The 15,208-nt window shown below is 52.8% G+C and carries 16 protein-coding genes; 8 read left to right on the forward strand and 8 right to left on the reverse strand.

What is annotated here, in order from left to right:
* Positions 1-70: 70 nt before the first annotated feature.
* The 4 genes from pstB (at position 71) to AACZ64_RS06280 (ending at position 3,351) form a co-directional block, all read left to right on the forward strand.
* Positions 71-817 carry a phosphate ABC transporter ATP-binding protein PstB gene (gene pstB, locus AACZ64_RS06265; RefSeq protein WP_339639807.1) on the forward strand — a complete coding sequence of 249 codons (747 nt, stop codon included), beginning with the start codon at positions 71-73 and terminating at the stop codon, positions 815-817.
* A gap of 279 nt (positions 818-1,096) precedes the next feature.
* Positions 1,097-1,786: a phosphate signaling complex protein PhoU gene (gene phoU, locus AACZ64_RS06270; RefSeq protein ID WP_293614509.1), complete on the forward strand. Its 690-nt coding sequence runs from the start codon at positions 1,097-1,099 to the stop codon at positions 1,784-1,786.
* A gap of 116 nt (positions 1,787-1,902) precedes the next feature.
* The gene (gene can, locus AACZ64_RS06275; RefSeq protein ID WP_293614510.1) at positions 1,903-2,559 is read left to right on the forward strand and encodes a carbonate dehydratase; all 657 of its coding nucleotides are present in this window, start codon (positions 1,903-1,905) and stop codon (positions 2,557-2,559) included.
* A gap of 24 nt (positions 2,560-2,583) precedes the next feature.
* Positions 2,584-3,351, forward strand: a complete 768-nt coding sequence (locus AACZ64_RS06280) for an enoyl-CoA hydratase/isomerase family protein (protein WP_293614511.1) — start codon at positions 2,584-2,586, stop codon at positions 3,349-3,351.
* Here the strand turns inward: AACZ64_RS06280 and putA are convergent.
* The 3 genes from putA to AACZ64_RS06295 form a co-directional block, all read right to left on the reverse strand.
* Positions 3,348-5,978 carry a bifunctional proline dehydrogenase/L-glutamate gamma-semialdehyde dehydrogenase PutA gene (putA, locus tag AACZ64_RS06285; protein WP_293614512.1) on the reverse strand — a complete coding sequence of 877 codons (2,631 nt, stop codon included), beginning with the start codon at positions 5,976-5,978 and terminating at the stop codon, positions 3,348-3,350. The two genes, AACZ64_RS06280 and putA, sit on opposite strands and share 4 nt — an antisense overlap.
* A complete protein-coding gene (locus AACZ64_RS06290) occupies positions 5,875-6,495 on the reverse strand; it encodes a hypothetical protein (RefSeq protein WP_293614513.1) in 621 nt (206 codons plus the stop codon). Before AACZ64_RS06290 ends, putA begins: the two co-directional genes overlap by 104 nt.
* 183 nt (positions 6,496-6,678) lie before the next feature.
* Positions 6,679-7,140 (reverse strand): Lrp/AsnC family transcriptional regulator, encoded by a 462-nt coding sequence (locus AACZ64_RS06295; protein WP_293614514.1) that lies wholly within the window; start codon positions 7,138-7,140, stop codon positions 6,679-6,681.
* A gap of 226 nt (positions 7,141-7,366) precedes the next feature.
* Here AACZ64_RS06295 and leuA point away from each other — a divergent pair, with 226 nt between their 5' ends.
* From leuA to AACZ64_RS06310, 3 genes are all read left to right on the forward strand, one after another.
* Positions 7,367-9,061, forward strand: a complete 1,695-nt coding sequence (gene leuA, locus AACZ64_RS06300) for a 2-isopropylmalate synthase (RefSeq protein WP_293614515.1) — start codon at positions 7,367-7,369, stop codon at positions 9,059-9,061.
* 479 nt (positions 9,062-9,540) lie between these two features.
* Entirely contained in the window at positions 9,541-10,047 is a 507-nt protein-coding gene (locus AACZ64_RS06305; protein WP_339639776.1) for a hypothetical protein, read from the forward strand.
* Positions 10,048-10,171: 124 nt separating this feature from the next.
* Positions 10,172-10,870 carry a hypothetical protein gene (locus AACZ64_RS06310; RefSeq protein ID WP_293614517.1) on the forward strand — a complete coding sequence of 233 codons (699 nt, stop codon included), beginning with the start codon at positions 10,172-10,174 and terminating at the stop codon, positions 10,868-10,870.
* Between the two features lie 179 nt (positions 10,871-11,049).
* On the opposite strand, the gene AACZ64_RS06315 is transcribed toward AACZ64_RS06310, so the two are convergent.
* Together AACZ64_RS06315 and AACZ64_RS06320 are read right to left on the reverse strand one after the other, a co-directional pair.
* A complete protein-coding gene (locus tag AACZ64_RS06315) occupies positions 11,050-11,529 on the reverse strand; it encodes a nucleoside deaminase (protein ID WP_293614518.1) in 480 nt (159 codons plus the stop codon).
* The gene (locus AACZ64_RS06320; protein ID WP_293614519.1) at positions 11,522-12,226 is read right to left on the reverse strand and encodes an NAD(P)H-dependent oxidoreductase; all 705 of its coding nucleotides are present in this window, start codon (positions 12,224-12,226) and stop codon (positions 11,522-11,524) included. Before AACZ64_RS06320 ends, AACZ64_RS06315 begins: the two co-directional genes overlap by 8 nt.
* Positions 12,227-12,365: 139 nt before the next feature.
* Here AACZ64_RS06320 and AACZ64_RS06325 point away from each other — a divergent pair, with 139 nt between their 5' ends.
* Positions 12,366-13,217, forward strand: coding sequence for a LysR family transcriptional regulator (locus AACZ64_RS06325; protein ID WP_293614520.1), 852 nt, complete (start codon positions 12,366-12,368; stop codon positions 13,215-13,217).
* A gap of 166 nt (positions 13,218-13,383) precedes the next feature.
* Here the strand turns inward: AACZ64_RS06325 and AACZ64_RS06330 are convergent, their stop codons facing one another.
* From AACZ64_RS06330 to AACZ64_RS06340, 3 genes are read right to left on the reverse strand one after another with little or no spacing between them, the layout of a single operon-like run.
* Positions 13,384-13,974, reverse strand: coding sequence for a malonic semialdehyde reductase (locus AACZ64_RS06330; protein WP_293614521.1), 591 nt, complete (start codon positions 13,972-13,974; stop codon positions 13,384-13,386).
* Positions 13,971-14,711: a pirin family protein gene (locus tag AACZ64_RS06335; RefSeq protein WP_293614522.1), complete on the reverse strand. Its 741-nt coding sequence runs from the start codon at positions 14,709-14,711 to the stop codon at positions 13,971-13,973. Before AACZ64_RS06335 ends, AACZ64_RS06330 begins: the two co-directional genes overlap by 4 nt.
* A gap of 14 nt (positions 14,712-14,725) precedes the next feature.
* Positions 14,726-15,130, reverse strand: a complete 405-nt coding sequence (locus tag AACZ64_RS06340; RefSeq protein WP_293614523.1) for a DoxX family protein — start codon at positions 15,128-15,130, stop codon at positions 14,726-14,728.
* Between the last annotated feature and the right edge of the window lie 78 nt (positions 15,131-15,208).

Here is a 15,208-nt window from a genome sequence, read left to right on the forward strand (position 1 = left end):
TATGATGACAGAAGAAAACTTGTACATTCCGGAAAAAACCGTTGGCGCACCCTTTGTGGATGATCCCAAGATGCGTATGCGTGATGTGAATGTATTTTATGATACGGATCAGGCTATCCACGGGGTCAGTCTGGATATCGGCAAAAACGAGGTGGTGGCACTGATTGGCCCCAGCGGCTGTGGCAAATCCACCTTTCTGCGCTGCATGAACCGGATGAACGATACCATTGATATTTGCCGGGTGGAGGGTAGCCTGCACTTGGAAAATCAGGATATTTATGACCCGAAGCTGGATGTAGTGGAACTGCGCGCCCGGGTGGGGATGGTCTTTCAGAAGCCCAATCCTTTCCCCAAGTCGATTTATGACAACGTTGCCTACGGTCCGCGTATCCACGGTCTCGCCAATCGCAAGACCGATCTGGACGAGATTGTGGAAAACAGCTTGCGCAAGGCGGGGTTGTGGGACGAGGTGAAGGATCGCCTGGATTCTCCCGGGACGGGTCTGTCCGGTGGGCAGCAGCAGCGGTTGTGCATCGCCAGGACCATTGCCGTCAGCCCGGAAGTGGTATTGATGGATGAGCCCTGTTCGGCTCTGGACCCGATTGCCACCGCCAAGATCGAAGAGCTCATCAGGGAGCTGAGCGAATCCTACACCATTGCCATTGTTACTCACTCGATGCAACAGGCCGCCCGGGTTTCCCAGCGCACCGCCTATTTCCACCTTGGCTGGCTGGTTGAAATGAACGACACAGACACCGTCTTCACCAAGCCGCAACACGAGCTGACGGAATCCTATATCACCGGACGCTTTGGCTAGGGCCTGTTCACACCCATTGAATTATCGCTGCTGGAGGCCATTTTTTTGTCCGGCAAGGCAGCAGGAGAAAAGTATAGTGGTTCTATATAAGCGAGTGATAACGACGCTGGGCGAAAAAATGACCCCAGCCCTTCGGGTTGCGGCAAAAAAAGCGCCACTCTATGTTGTGGCTCGCTACTTTGGCACCACCAAAGTACGCTCACCACGCCGTGATTGGCACTGTTTTAACCACAACAGCGGCAATGCAATGGCTGTGAACAGGCCCTTAAGGAGCTGAGGATGGACAACTTGAATCTCGACCAACATATTTCCAGGCAATTTAATGATGACCTGGAAGAAATCAGAACCAGCATGCTGGAAATGGGCGGCCTGGTGGAAAGGCAGGTCGCCGATGCGATTCGCGCCCTGGAGGATGCCGACAGCACCCTGGCGGATAAGGTCATGGAGGTGGAATCCAGAATAGATTCTATGGAGATGGACATTGATGACACCTGCACCACACTGATTGCAAGGCGCCAGCCAGCTGCCAGTGATCTGCGGATGGTGCTCGCCGTGTCCAAGACGCTCCGGGATCTGGAGAGGATCGGTGATGAAGCCAACAAAATTGCCAAAATGGCGATTCTGCTCTCCGAGCAGGGCAGTGCGCCCCGAGGTTATACCGAGGTGCGCCATATTGGCAATTGTGTGCGCAAGATGCTCAATGATGCACTGGATGCCTTTTCCCGCTTTGATGCAGAATCCGCTATCGCCACCATGAAAGAAGACCGTCAGGTGGATATGGATTACAAGTCTGCCCTGCGTGAAATGATCACCTACATGATGGAAGACCCCCGCAGTATTTCACGCTCCATGAATATTCTCTGGACACTGCGTTCTCTGGAGCGTATTGGTGACCACGCCAAGAATATCTGTGAGCATATTGTCTATCTGGTTCAGGGCCGGGATATCCGGCATCGCAATCCCGATTGAATCACCGTAGCGACACGGCCAGACTCACTTTAAAAAACCGGACTAAAAATCCGGTTTTTTTGTGTGGCCACTGACCGTACACTTGTCTGCTGAAATAGCCCTACGGAGTAGGTTCAGTGAAAGAACTGTTCGAGAAAAATGTTGCCTGGGCCGCTGCCCAGAAAGAGAAAGACCCCACCTTTTTTGAACGGCTTTTAAAACAGCAAACGCCGGAGTATTTGTGGATCGGCTGTTCCGACAGCCGGGTGCCAGCCAATGAGATCGTCGGCCTGATGCCCGGTGAATTATTTGTCCACAGAAATGTGGCCAATATGGTGGTGCACAGCGATCTCAATTGCCTGTCGGTGATGCAGTTCGCAGTCGAATATCTCAAGGTCAAGCATGTGATAGTGACTGGTCACTATGGCTGTGGCGGCGTTAAAGCCGCCGTTATGAAGCAAAATCTGGGATTGATCGACCATTGGCTGCTGAATGTTCAGGATGTGCAGTATATCCATCAGACCTACCTTACCGATGATGCCGATAAAGACCGGGTCATTGATCAGGTTTGTGAGTTGAATGTTATTGAACAGGTGGTCAATGTCTGTAAAACCAATATCATCCGGGATGCCTGGACCCGCGGTCAGCCGCTGACAGTGCACGGCTGGATTTACGGTATCGCGGATGGTTTGCTGCGTGACCTGAACATGAACATCAGTTGTCGTGAAGAAATGCGCAACGTCTATCACGCGGCTGTCGAAGGCATCAAACAACGCTATGCCGAACCCACCTGACCCCTACTAAAAGAGCCCAATACTATGAGCAATTTGGACGCCCCGGTTGTGCTATCCATGGACGGAGCAGTAGCTCGCATCCTTCTCAATAACCCAGCCAAACACAATTCACTGACTGCCGCTGGCATTGATCTGTTTATCGACTGCCTGAATCAGGTAGACGCCAACCGGGATATCCGGGTTCTGGTGGTTACCGGTCAGGGGGAGAAAACCTTTTGTGCCGGTGCATCGCTGGAAGAGATGACATCAGGTGATATGACCGGTGAAAAATTTGAGACGCTCACCGATCGCCTAACAGCCATGCCCATGCCGGTCATCTGTGCGCTCAATGGCAGTGTCTACGGAGGCGGCTCGGAAATCGCTTTGTGTTGTGATTTCCGGATAGGTGTTTACGGCATGCGGCTCAAGGTGCCTGCTGCCGAAATCGGTCTCTGCTATCCACCGAATGGGATTCGCCGCTATGTGAAACGTCTGGGTGTCACCACGGCCAAGCGTATTCTGGTGGCGGCGGAAGTGTTGGATGCGGAAATGCTGTTGCGGGTTGGCTACCTGACGCATCTGGTGCTTCAGGATGAGCTTGAGGTGGAAACCTCGAAACTGGTTGACACATTGACGCCCCTCTCACCGACCACGGTTGCCGCCATGAAGCAGCTTTGCGATCAGATGGCAGACGGTAATCTTGACCTCGCCAGGACGCTCGCTGTTACCTCGCACTGTCACCGCTCCGGGGATCTGAAAGAAGGTTTGTTGGCGCGACGGGAAAAACGCCAACCGAGTTTTGCCCGCCGTTAATCATCCGGCAGGGAAAACAACGCCGTATTGCCGCCACGGGCAGTGGTATTTTCCGTGCGGGTTTTCTCGGTGGCAAAAGCCATCAGGTAATGGGGACCTCCGGCTTTCGGGCCGGTGCCGGATAATCCGCAGCCGCCAAAGGGATTGCTGCCTACCACGGCGCCTACCATGTTGCGGTTGATATAGGTATTGCCCACCCGGGTATGGCTGAACACATAATCGGCAAACTGTTTCAGGCGGCTTTGAATACCGAGTGTCAGGCCAAAGCCACTGTCGTTGATTTGCGCCAGCACCCGGTCAACCTCTGCGGCGCGATAGCGAATTACATGGAGGATTGGTCCAAACACTTCTTCCGGCAGTTGCGCCAGTGAGTCGATCTCAACCAGGTGCGGCGCCACAAAATACCCTCGCGAGGGTATTTGCTCCGCTGTCAGACTCCCCAGTAAGGTGCCTTCCCGACTTATTCGCTCGATGTGGCGCATCAGACTATCCCTGGCGCGCCCGTCAATCACCGGACCTATATCGGTCGCCAGTACTGCCGGATTACCGATTTTCAGGGTTTGCAGTGCGCCGGTAAGTGTGGTCAGCAGGCCATCGGCGATATCGTCCTGAATGAACAGCACTCGCAGCGCCGAGCAACGTTGCCCGGCGCTGAGGAAGGCCGAATAAATCACATCGTCCACCACCTGTTCCGGCAGGGCGGTGGAATCCACCAGCATGACATTCTGGCCGCCGGTTTCTGCAATCAACGGCACAATGGCACCGGGCCGACGGGCCAGCTGTCGCTGGATGGTTTTGGCCGTCGCGGTCGACCCGGTAAAGGCAACACCGGCAATCCGTGGATCCGGCAACAACCGCTCACCCAGTTTTGCGCCCTCTCCGGGTAACAGGTGTAGCACCTCGGCAGGCACGCCAGCCCGATGAAACAATTCTGTGACTTTGGCGGCCACCAGCGGCGTCTGCAGGGCGGGCTTGGCGATCACGGTGTTGCCCGCCACTAATGCCGCAGCGGTTTGTCCGGTAAAAATCGCCAGCGGGAAATTCCACGGGCTGATGCAGAGAAACACGCCGCGGCCTTCGAGGCTGAACTGATTGCTCTCTCCGGTGGGGCCGGGCAGATCGATACCCCTGGAAAACCGGTAGCGGGCCTGCAGGGCGTAATAGTGGCAGAAGTCGATCGCCTCGCGCACCTCCGCCAGCGCATCGGCAATGGTGCGTCCTGCTTCCTGCGCAATCAGCTTCAGTAGCGGTACTTGTTGTTCTGTGAGCAGATCGGCCATCCGTTCCAGTATCTCGGCCCGCGCTGCCCCGCCGCGCTGGTTCCATTCCCACTGTGCTGCGGCTGCCTGCTGCAGGGCTTTAGCCACATCGTCATCATTGGCCATCGTGCAATAGCCCACTACGGTGGTGCCATCGGTGGGGGAGATAATCGGCTGCGAATCCCGCTGCTGCAATTCCCCACCCACTATGGGGCCTGCGTGCAGTGGGGTGGTGACTTCATTCAGTGCCGCTATCAAGGGCCCGGTTACCAGCGGATTATTCAGGTCCATGCCCGGTGCATTGCGCCGCTCTTCGCCTGTGACGCGGTAAATATTGGCGGGTAGGGGGATCAATCGGTGGCGGTGCGGATTGACTGTCAATACCTGAGGAAGCAGGGGCTGCACCAGTGAATTCACCGGAATATCGTCATTGAGCAGGTGATTGACAAACGAGCTGTTGGCACCGTTTTCCAATAAACGCCTTACCAGATAGGGCAGCAGTTCGCGGTGCTCACCTACCGGTGCGTAAACCCTTACCGGAGGCAATGGAGACGTTTGTGGTTGCTGCTGCCATGTCTGATACAGCACCTCACCCATACCGTGAAGCCGCTGGAATTCATAGGGGGCATCGCCAGCCAGCTGCTGAATGGCGGTGATAGTCTGGGCGTTGTGGGTAGCGAATTGCGGATAGAGCGCTTCCGGTGCCGCGAGCAGCTGTTGTGCGCAGTGCAGGTAACAAAGGTCCGTATGAACCTTGCGGGTAAACACCGGGTAGTCGGTCAGTCCCTGCTGCTGGGCGAGTTTGATCTCTGTATCCCAGTAGGCGCCTTTCACCAGCCTGACCATGAATTGGCGACGGGTTTCTCCCGCCAGTTTGATCAACCAGGGAACCACAGATGGGGCACGTTTCTGGTAGGCCTGCAGCACAAAGCCCAGGCCATTCCAGTCTGCCAGTGCTGGATCCCGCGCCAGTGCCTCAAAGATATCAAGGGACAGATCCAGTCTGGCGGCTTCCTCGGCATCAATGCTCAGGCCGATATGATGTCGTCGGGCAGTCATGGCCAGCTCACGGATGCGCGGCAGCAACTCGCTCATCACCAAGTCCCGCTGGCTGAACTGGTAGCGAGGGTGCAGGGCGGACAGTTTCACCGAAATGCCGTCTGCGTTGAGGGGCGTATCACCCGGGTTGGCTTTGCCGATGGTTTCAATGGCGGACGCATAGGCCTCGAAATAACGACGGGCATCCGCCTCTGTGCGGGCACCTTCACCCAGCATATCGAAGGAAAACCGGGTATTCGGCAGGGCTTCGTCGTGGCCTCGGGCGATGGCCTCGGGCGATGGCTTCGGGCAGGCTCTGGCCCAGCACATAGTGGCTGCCCATCATCTGCATCGCCCGCAGCATGGCCCGTCTTACCACCGGTTCGCTCAGTCGGCTCACCAGTTGTTTCATCCAGCGGCTGGTATCTGTGGTGATCTCTTCACTTAGGGGCAGTATCGCACCGGTCAGCATCAGACCCCATACCGAGGCATTGACGAACAGGGAGTCCGAGTGCCCACGGTGATTGGCCCAGTTGCCGTCGCGGATTTTTTCTGCGATCAACTTGTCGGCGGTGGCCTCATCCGGCACCCGCAGCAGTGCCTCCGCCAGACACATCAGGGCAACGCCTTCGCGATTGGACAGGCCGAATTCCTGTAAAAAGGCATCCAGCAGGTATTTACCCTCGGTTGCCTTACGGCAACTCTCTACCAATTGGCGGGCCTGAATAAGCGATTGTTGTTGCTGCGTCTCGCTGAGCGGGAAGGCCGCCAGCAATTGCTCGACACAACCGTGCTCGTCGGCATCGGTGGTTCGCTGAATCCGGGTTCTGAGGTCGGTCAATGTCATGGCTATTCTGCTTGAACGATAACCGCTGGGCTGAGTAGGGGCGCTTGGGTTAAGTATGGACGCTGATCTGGCAATTTTCGAATAGCAAAGCTGGTGATTACCACGGCTATTCTGTCGTTGCTGTAGTCTGTCCTGGTTATCGATAAAGCATAAGCGGGAGCAATCTCAGCGCGTGCTGGACGCTCATACCGGCAACGTTGCCGTATTCTGCGGCGATTTCAAAACAAAGGACGATTGCACCCCGGATACTCCCTCGATACGGGTAATTTTATTCAGCAAAAACTGCTGGTAGCCGTCCATATCCTCCACCACCACCTTGAGCAGGTAATCTGCTGCCTGGCCAGTGATCAGGTGGCACTCCAGCACTTCCGGGAAGTTGGCAACCGCTGATTCGAACCCTTGGAAGCGCTCGGGGATATGCTTGTCCATGCTGATCTGGATAAAGGCCATCAGGTTTAATCCCAGCCGTCGGGCGTTCAGTCGGGCGGTATAGCCATCGATAACCCCTTCTTCTTCCAGACGCCGCACCCGGCGCAGGCAGGGAGATGGTGAGAGGTTCACATTTTCCGCCAGGTCCTGGTTGGAGATGCGCCCTTCCTGTTGCAGCTTTCTGAGAATAGCCCGGTCGTAGGCGTCCAGTTTCATATAATTGCTCAATTAATATTTATATAAACATATTATTGCTGAAATAATAAAAATTGCCATACAAGTAGCAATAAAATGCCGCCGTTAACGCATTAAACTGTCAACCATCCTGAGAAAAGCAGTGGGCCAAAAGCTCCCGGCACCGTCAGAGGGTGCAACCCCCACCCTTTGAACCTGACTGCCGGCTTTTTTCAGGGGCCATTTAATATGTCCTTCGGAGAGCGCAATGATCAGTAATCCCGCCAGCAAATACCGCCCCTTTGAACCCGTACGGTTGGAAGACCGCCGCTGGCCCGGTCGCACCCTCGAAAAACCGCCTATCTGGATGAGCACCGACCTGCGGGACGGCAACCAGTCCCTGATCGACCCCATGTCGGTGGACACCAAGCTGCGCTTTTTCGAGATGCTGGTGGAGATCGGTTTTAAGGAGATCGAAGTGGCGTTCCCCGCGGCCTCCGACACCGACTTCAATTTCGTGCGCCGCCTGATCGAGGAAGACCGTATCCCCGAGGATGTCACCATCGAGGTGCTGACCCAGGCGCGAGAGGATTTGATTGCCCGCACCGTGGCATCCGTGGTGGGTGCCCGACGCGCCATCGTGCATCTGTACAACCCCACGGCGCCACAATTCCGCCGCATCGTCTACAACACCGATGTGGCCGGGGTGAAAGCCATCGCCGAGCAGGGCACCCGCTGGGTCAAGCACTACACCAGCCAGCATCCGGAGACCGAGTGGGTATACCAGTATTCGCCGGAGGTGTTTTCCGGCACCGAATTGGCGGTGGCCAAAGAGGTGTGCGACGCGGTCAGCGCGATCTGGCAGCCCACCCCCGAGCACAGAATGATTTTCAACCTGCCCGCCACGGTGGAGATGTCCACTCCCAACGTCTATGCCGATCAGGTGGAATGGATGGATCGTAATCTGGCGCGCCGGGACAGCATTGTTATCAGTGTCCACCCCCACAACGACCGGGGCACCGCCGTGGCGGCGGCGGAACTGGCGTTGATGGCTGGCGCCGACCGGGTGGAGGGCTGCCTGTTTGGCAACGGCGAGCGCACCGGCAATGTGGATATTGTCACCCTGGCGTTGAACCTCTATTCCCAGGGCGTGCATCCCGGTCTGGATTTTTCCCGCATCGAGGCCATTCGCCGCACCGTGGAAGAGTGCAACCAGTTGCCGGTGCATCCCCGCCATCCCTACGCGGGTGAGCTGGTGTTCACCGCCTTTTCCGGCTCCCACCAGGACGCCATCAAGAAGGGCTTTGCCCAGCGGATGGAGGGCGAGATCTGGGAGGTGCCTTACTTGCCCATCGACCCCGCCGACCTGAACCGGGGCTACGAAGCGGTAGTGCGGGTTAACAGCCAGTCCGGCAAGGGAGGCGTCAGCTTCCTGTTGCAACAGCAGTATGGTCTGGAATTGCCGCGCCGCCTGCAGATCGAGTTCAGCCGGGTGGTGAAAGCCTTCACCGACCGCGAGGGCCGCGAGGCCACCAGTGCCGATATCTTCGCCCTGTTTGAACAGGCGTATTTGCAGGACAGCGGCGCCTACAGTTTTGCCGAGGCGGATGTCACCACCCACAGCCACGGCGACAAGGGCGCCACCGAAGTGCAGATCCAGTTTATGGAGCAGGGCAAAGCCAGAACCGTCAATGGCATTGGCAACGGCACCATCGACGCGGCGGTAAAAGCCCTGGGCGGGAATATCAGCATCATCGACTACCACGAGCACGCCCTGGGCACTGGTTCAGAAGTGGAGGCCGTGTGCTATATCGAAATGCAGATCGACGACGGCCCGGCGATATTCGGCGTGGGAGTGCACCGCAATATTATCAGCGCGGCGATTGTGGCCATCTTCAATGGCCTCGGTCGGCACCGGGCAGCAGCGAGGTCGGAGGAGGAAATGGAAGCCATCGCCAGCTAATATGCCGCGCTGATGAGTAGGTTGGTGTGCTCATCAGCGTGGCGCTCATTAAAGCAACCCATTCCCGGCTTTCCTGTCCAAGCCTCCTACAGATGACTGAGGGGGCTGCTCACCTCTTCCTGTGTGACATCCTTCCCATTGCCAGGACGACGAGCTAACACTTGATATCAGAAAAACCCAAGTCCCCGAGAGTTGCCTTCCACAAAGCACTATGAAATATTGGATACAGCACAGGTACACCTCAATGATTCGTTTGCTGTAATTGCGAACCTGCATAAACCAAACAATGAATTTAAGAAAGGGAGATTTCGCCATGCCAACCTCATCCATGAAGTTTGTTGTACGTCCCGCCGATAATAGCTGCAAAATTAAAGAGGGCTTGCCCTCTTTAATAAGGAGATTTTTTCGGAAGAAAAAATAAATCCTGTATAACCAATAAGTTAAGAAAAGTGCATTTTAATTGCTGTGAATTATGAGGAATGCACTCTAATAATTATTATGATGGCAAAGCCATCATTAACATACTGTTAGTTGCTATGAGTATTTCCGAACCACTTAGATTACTGAAAGCCTTATCTGTCGAGGGCTCACTTACTTGTGGACAAGCAAGTGAGCTTATTAAGAAAAAGTCTAATGATCACAGAGACTACCACCCATTAGCGATATTATTTTGTGCTGGATATGTAAATATCGATACTAAAGACAGTAGCAGGACTTTCGCATCTCAAGGTATACATCAATTATCAATATTCTTATATATGATGCTTTCGCTGGGTCCTGGAAAACCATATTTAGGTCAATTTGTATCCGGATCAGGATTTGATAAGGAGATCCTATATATTACGGCTGAAGGGCATTTTAAACTTGATGAATTGGCCCAAAAGCGCTCTGAACGTATCTGGGCAATATTGATAGGTATAGCAGTAGGTATATCTGTTGCGGTCATTTCTAATCATGTAATTGCTAATGTTCCAGTATGCAACTAACAAGAGGGTCTACCTGACGCTTACTGATTCGCTTAGTTGTTGCGCTGGCTTCGCCATTATCGCGCAACACTTCGCTACGCTGAGTAGCCGCAAGTAACCCAAACGTTAAGCATCTAGGATAGTTATGAGTGAAAATAAAGATATTGAGCCTTTCCAGGATGATACAAGTAATATCATCGTTAAAACGCTTACTAATCTGGCGGAAGGGCTGACTGGCGTTGCCACTTCTTCAAAAAGTGAGCTCATCCTTTCTGTAAGTCATACATTCCAAAGGATGAGAGGCGGAATGTTTCTATCTACATTTCTGGAGGAGTGGAATAGATATAGAGAAAAAGGAAAGGTTAAGGATGATTATCAATTTTCTGAGCAACATCAAGTGTGCCTACAAGAGCTACTTGAGTTTCTTGATAAGGACTCTCCGGATGAGGTTCGTTTCGAGGTATTACAAAAGATATTTCTAGTCGCCGCGTCTGAAGAAGTATCTGATCGGAGTAGCTTCCTTCCACAGCAATTAATGAAAATTGCGAGAGATCTTTCAGGTGGGGAAATTGTACTACTTTCTACCGTATGGAAGATTGTTCAGGAGGGAGCCTTCGAAGCCAATCAACATTACGGTGCTACTAAATGGCTTGCAGAAGTTACCGAAGCATCCGGGCTAGAGCACCAGGAATTAATTGAAATCTATGAGCAGGAGTTAATGGATAAGAAACTATTAACCCCAAGATTGCATGGAGACAGAAGTGGTGTAAGAGTAACGCCTTATTTCAGGTTGTCATCCCTTGGCTACAAATTCTGTGAATATATTCAGGCTTACGAGGAGTAAATGCTTAACAAGATGGTCAAGTACACTCCGGCCGCAAAAAGCGCGGCCTGCGCGGGACAACCTACACTGCGTTTCGGTTGCCCCTTACCACGGCGTTATGCAGAGAACCTCTTTAAAGCGCTCATCGTAAGATGACGCTTACCAAGCTGGAAATTAATGAAAGATTTAAACTACTAATCTTAATCACTCAAATTGATTTGGGCTAACTGGAATGGGAGCAATTTCCTGTCATTATCCAGCGTCACAACCTCGAGCTCATGGAAGAGGCTGGCGTTGAAATACTTGTAAGTCCATAGATAATCGAACCCGTGTTTTTCCGCCTCATATCTATCCGATACGATAATAACTTTCATAATCTCAGCCATACGGATTGCCATATAACAGAGAGCGCAAGGCTCTCCTGAAGCAATTAATATCGTTCCTTTTAAAGAAAAAGTTTTTTCATTCCGTGAAGCCTCTCTTATCGCCTGGATTTCAGCGTGTGCGGTACAATCCAGATGCTTGGCGACTTGATTGACCCCTTTGCCTATAATTTCTCCATTCTGATTAACGACAATGGCTGCAAACGGCAAACCACCTGCCTTGACATTGCCAACAGCCAAATCAATAACGTTTTCTCCACACTTTATGAGAAGTTCTGTATCAATAGGGTCACACATTGGCGACCTCATTTTTTGACGATGGAGCCAGACTCGAAATAGTAAGTTCTGACGCAATACGTTCGGCTCGATCTTTTGCATCGGCGACTGACATACGGTGTCTGTCGTCACCAAATTCCTGGTACTCAGAGGCAATCTCATAGATTGTGTCCACCCCCAAATATTTACTCAGTGTCCGTAGGTGTGGTGCCAGGTGACCAGAATCTTCTCTTATTCCTCCTTTTTGAAAACCAAACTCTCCGCTGGAAGTCGCTATGATCAATGTCTTACCCGAGAGTAGAGGCTGTAACGGGAAGTCACCTCGTTTGAGATCGAAATCAAAGGTTTTGTTGATACGTACAATTTGATCGAACCACGCTTTTAGCTGAGCCGGCATACCGTAGTTATACATTGGTGAGGAAATCAGGATCACATCGGCTGCTGCCACCTCAGCTATCAGTTCATCTGATAGTGCCAGTCTCTCTTTCTGTGCCGGGGTTCTTTTTTCCTCAGGGGTAAACACCGCGCCAATCCAGTCCTGGGTAATGAAATCAGGCGGATTCACTCCAACATCACGATAGATATACTCATCTTCAGGACGATTCTGTCGCCATGTATCAACAAACCGGAGAGCGATACTTTTCGATATTGAGTCGTGATCCGGGTTCGGGTTGTTCACAGCTCTAACGCTAGAGTCGACGTGTAATAATGTGCTCATGTCCATTACCTTGGTTAATTAAGAACAGGCGCTATTTTGTGAGTCTGTATCGAATGCTACAAACGAAAGAATTACACGTATAGATGAGTTTAAATCATCTATACTATCGATGAACCAGTGATTGATTTGGAGATAGAGTTTGCAGGTATCGTTACAGGCGCTGAAAGCCTTTGAGTCGGCTGCCCGTCGGGGAAGTTTTAAGTTGGCGGCAGAAGAACTTTCGCTGACGCCAACAGCCATTTCACACCACATTAGCAACCTGGAAAGTCGGTTAAATGTAAATTTGTTTCATCGACAGGGAAGGCGGATATCACTCACAGGAACAGGTAAAAGATTAGCTAAAGCCACCTCGGAGGGATTTCGAAAAATTGACAGTGTCTTGGAAGAAGTGATGAAGGCTGGCACTGCGGCCAGGGTAACGACGACATCATCATTGGCAGCTATGGTGCTGATCCCCGCCCAGCATGAATTTGAACAAGCCAACCCCGATATTTCCATGGAAATATCGACTGGGGAGTCGGTCGACAGCCAATCATATATTATTCCAATTCGTTTCGGTGATGTCTCAGTCGCCAAGGATTCTGATGTCATCAGATATGAATCATTCAATGTATTTGGTGCCTATGGAATGACGCCTCCTTCCTGGTCAAATGAACCCATTACCCTTTTTACAACGGAGTGGAAAAATAAATCGTTACCGGATCCTCCACTAGCTGCTTGGTTGGAAACAAATGGCCTGGAAGGAGCTGATATTAAACTCAAAAAGTTTGATCAAGAGCTTTTCGGGATCCAACAGGCTATGGCAGAAAATGGACTTGTGTTCTGTTCTACGACACTCACTACAAGGCTTGTAAAATCTAACCTTCTACAACAATTTGAAACTCGACCGGTCAAATCAGACTTTTGCTATTACGTACCAAATAAGGACAGCTTCGAAACCAGAAGTGCAGACAGATTTCTAAATTGGATCGAAGATATTTTGAACCAATAATTCAAGCGGGCACTTCTGGCTAACTGAGTATTCCCAAGGCAAAATATTTACATCACAGGATACTTGGAGTCAGAGTAAAAACTAAAAGTTAGAACGTAAGATAAGTGAATGCCGCTGCTCGTGAGAACAGCGGCATTTTTTATTGCCTGAAGTTTGAGGGGCTGTTCTACAACAACAGGCAGGCCTCTTCAAACTCCAACCGCTTGCCTCGGGCGTGGAGTTTCTGCGAATCGCCGTAGCCGAGGTTGACCAGAAAGTTGGATTTCCAGCCATTTTCAGTAAAGAAAATCTCATCGGTTTTGCTGTTGTCGAAACCGGACATGGGGCCACAGTCCAGTCCCAGTGCGCGGGCGGCCATGATCAGCCATGCTCCCTGCAGGGTGCCGTTGCGGAAGGCGGTGCTTTGGGCCAGTTCATCGTTCTCGGCATACATCTGTTCCGCGCCTTCCATGTGTGGGAACAGTTCCGGCAGGTGGCGGTAGAAGGCTGGGTCGTGGGCGACGATAACGGTGACCGGTGCGGCCAGGGTTTTATCGCGGTTGCCCTCTGCCAGTGCCGGTAGCAATTGTTGTTTGGCCGCCGGGGTGGTGAGGAATACAAACCGTCCCGGTTGGGCGTTCATGCTGGTGGGCCCCATGGCGGCGAGCTGGTAGAGCTGGCGCAGGGTATCGGCGGCGATGCCTTGATCCAGCCAGTGACTGTGGGTGTGGGCATGGGTAAACAATTGTTGCAGGGCGGCTTGATTAAGTGAGCTCATGGGGTTGTCCTCTGTTGGTGGTGTGCGGGAATATCGAAAATCAGCGCCAGACTGTTGCTGTTGGCCCGATAGGTCGTTACCTGATTCGGGTATAAGTCTGGGCAAAATTCCAGTGCGTCGCCGGGTTGCAACAGTATGTTCTCCAGGGTGATTTCACCTTTGACAAGTTGCACCCGGCGCTGCCATTGATCGGGCAGGTTTTGCTGGAGATGTTCTCCGGCGTTGAGTTGCAGTTGCCAGATACGGATATCCTGATCCAGTAGAAAGACTTTGGTATCCACGTCCACATCCGCCTCTCCGGCGGCGATTGGCTGCAGCGCCGCCGCATCGTCAAAATGGCGGACCTGGTAAGCAGGTGCTGTATTTTTGTGGCGGGGTGTTACCCAGATCTGTACAAATTCCATTGGCTCGGTATCACTGGCATTGAATTCACTGTGGTGGATACCGCTACCTGCGCTCATATACTGATAGTCTCCGGTGCCAAGTAAACGTTCATGACCGGCGTTGTCCCGGTGAACCATCTCACCCTGCGTGACCAGGCTGATGATTAAAGCGTCACGGTGACTATGGCTGGAGAAGCCGCCACCGGGAGCCACCCAATCCTGATTAACTACCCGCAGGGGGCCAAAGCCCATCCGCGCGGGGTCGTAATACTGGTTGAATGAAAAACTGTGATAGCTTCGGAGCCAGGGCAGCAGCGTGCTGCCCCGCTCGTTTGCCCGGATGTGTTTGTACATCTGCATGGTTCCGGTTAGTGGATTGATGCGTGTTTGCGTTGCAATGCCAGACTACCGTTGCCCTGTAGGGCAATGACCGCCGTGGTGATGGCGAGAAACAAGGGGTATTCCCAACCCCCACCGGCATTGCTGAATACCCAGCCCGCACCACTGTGGGCCCAGGTGGCACCCAGTGCGACGGGTATCAATGCCAGTGCCGCCCAGCGGGCCTGATAGCCCAGCAGCAATGCAATACCGCCTATTGCCTCAACGATAAACGTGGCGTAGGCCGCTATAGCGGGCAAGCCGAGGCTTGCAAAGAAGGCGGCTGTGCCGGGCAGGGTGAATACCACCAGTTTCAGGTACAGACTGTGGGCGATATAGATAACGCCAAGGCTGATGCGAAGCAGGGCGGTGCCGTGGTTTGCGTACTTGTTCATATTGCGATCCTCTGTAAGTGAATGGGTTCAGGTGCAGTATGAGTGTTGCAAATATGAAATATAATTCTCATTATGTTC

This window comes from uncultured Porticoccus sp. (assembly GCF_963975625.1).
GTDB lineage: Bacteria > Pseudomonadota > Gammaproteobacteria > Pseudomonadales > Porticoccaceae > Porticoccus.

Excerpts from the sequence above, each read along its gene's own strand:
- pstB (WP_339639807.1), top strand. The coding sequence starts at position 71 with ATGCGTATGCGTGATGTGAATGTATTTTATGATACGGATCAGGCTATC.
- phoU (WP_293614509.1), top strand. The coding sequence starts at position 1,097 with ATGGACAACTTGAATCTCGACCAACATATTTCCAGGCAATTTAATGAT.
- AACZ64_RS06280 (WP_293614511.1), top strand. The coding sequence starts at position 2,584 with ATGAGCAATTTGGACGCCCCGGTTGTGCTATCCATGGACGGAGCAGTA.
- putA (WP_293614512.1), bottom strand. The coding sequence starts at position 5,978 with ATGTGCTGGGCCAGAGCCTGCCCGAAGCCATCGCCCGAGGCCATCGCC.
- AACZ64_RS06290 (WP_293614513.1), bottom strand. The coding sequence starts at position 6,495 with ATGACATTGACCGACCTCAGAACCCGGATTCAGCGAACCACCGATGCC.
- AACZ64_RS06295 (WP_293614514.1), bottom strand. The coding sequence starts at position 7,140 with ATGAAACTGGACGCCTACGACCGGGCTATTCTCAGAAAGCTGCAACAG.
- leuA (WP_293614515.1), top strand. The coding sequence starts at position 7,367 with ATGATCAGTAATCCCGCCAGCAAATACCGCCCCTTTGAACCCGTACGG.
- AACZ64_RS06305 (WP_339639776.1), top strand. The coding sequence starts at position 9,541 with ATGCACTCTAATAATTATTATGATGGCAAAGCCATCATTAACATACTG.
- AACZ64_RS06310 (WP_293614517.1), top strand. The coding sequence starts at position 10,172 with ATGAGTGAAAATAAAGATATTGAGCCTTTCCAGGATGATACAAGTAAT.
- AACZ64_RS06315 (WP_293614518.1), bottom strand. The coding sequence starts at position 11,529 with ATGTGTGACCCTATTGATACAGAACTTCTCATAAAGTGTGGAGAAAAC.
- AACZ64_RS06320 (WP_293614519.1), bottom strand. The coding sequence starts at position 12,226 with ATGAGCACATTATTACACGTCGACTCTAGCGTTAGAGCTGTGAACAAC.
- AACZ64_RS06330 (WP_293614521.1), bottom strand. The coding sequence starts at position 13,974 with ATGAGCTCACTTAATCAAGCCGCCCTGCAACAATTGTTTACCCATGCC.
- AACZ64_RS06335 (WP_293614522.1), bottom strand. The coding sequence starts at position 14,711 with ATGTACAAACACATCCGGGCAAACGAGCGGGGCAGCACGCTGCTGCCC.
- AACZ64_RS06340 (WP_293614523.1), bottom strand. The coding sequence starts at position 15,130 with ATGAACAAGTACGCAAACCACGGCACCGCCCTGCTTCGCATCAGCCTT.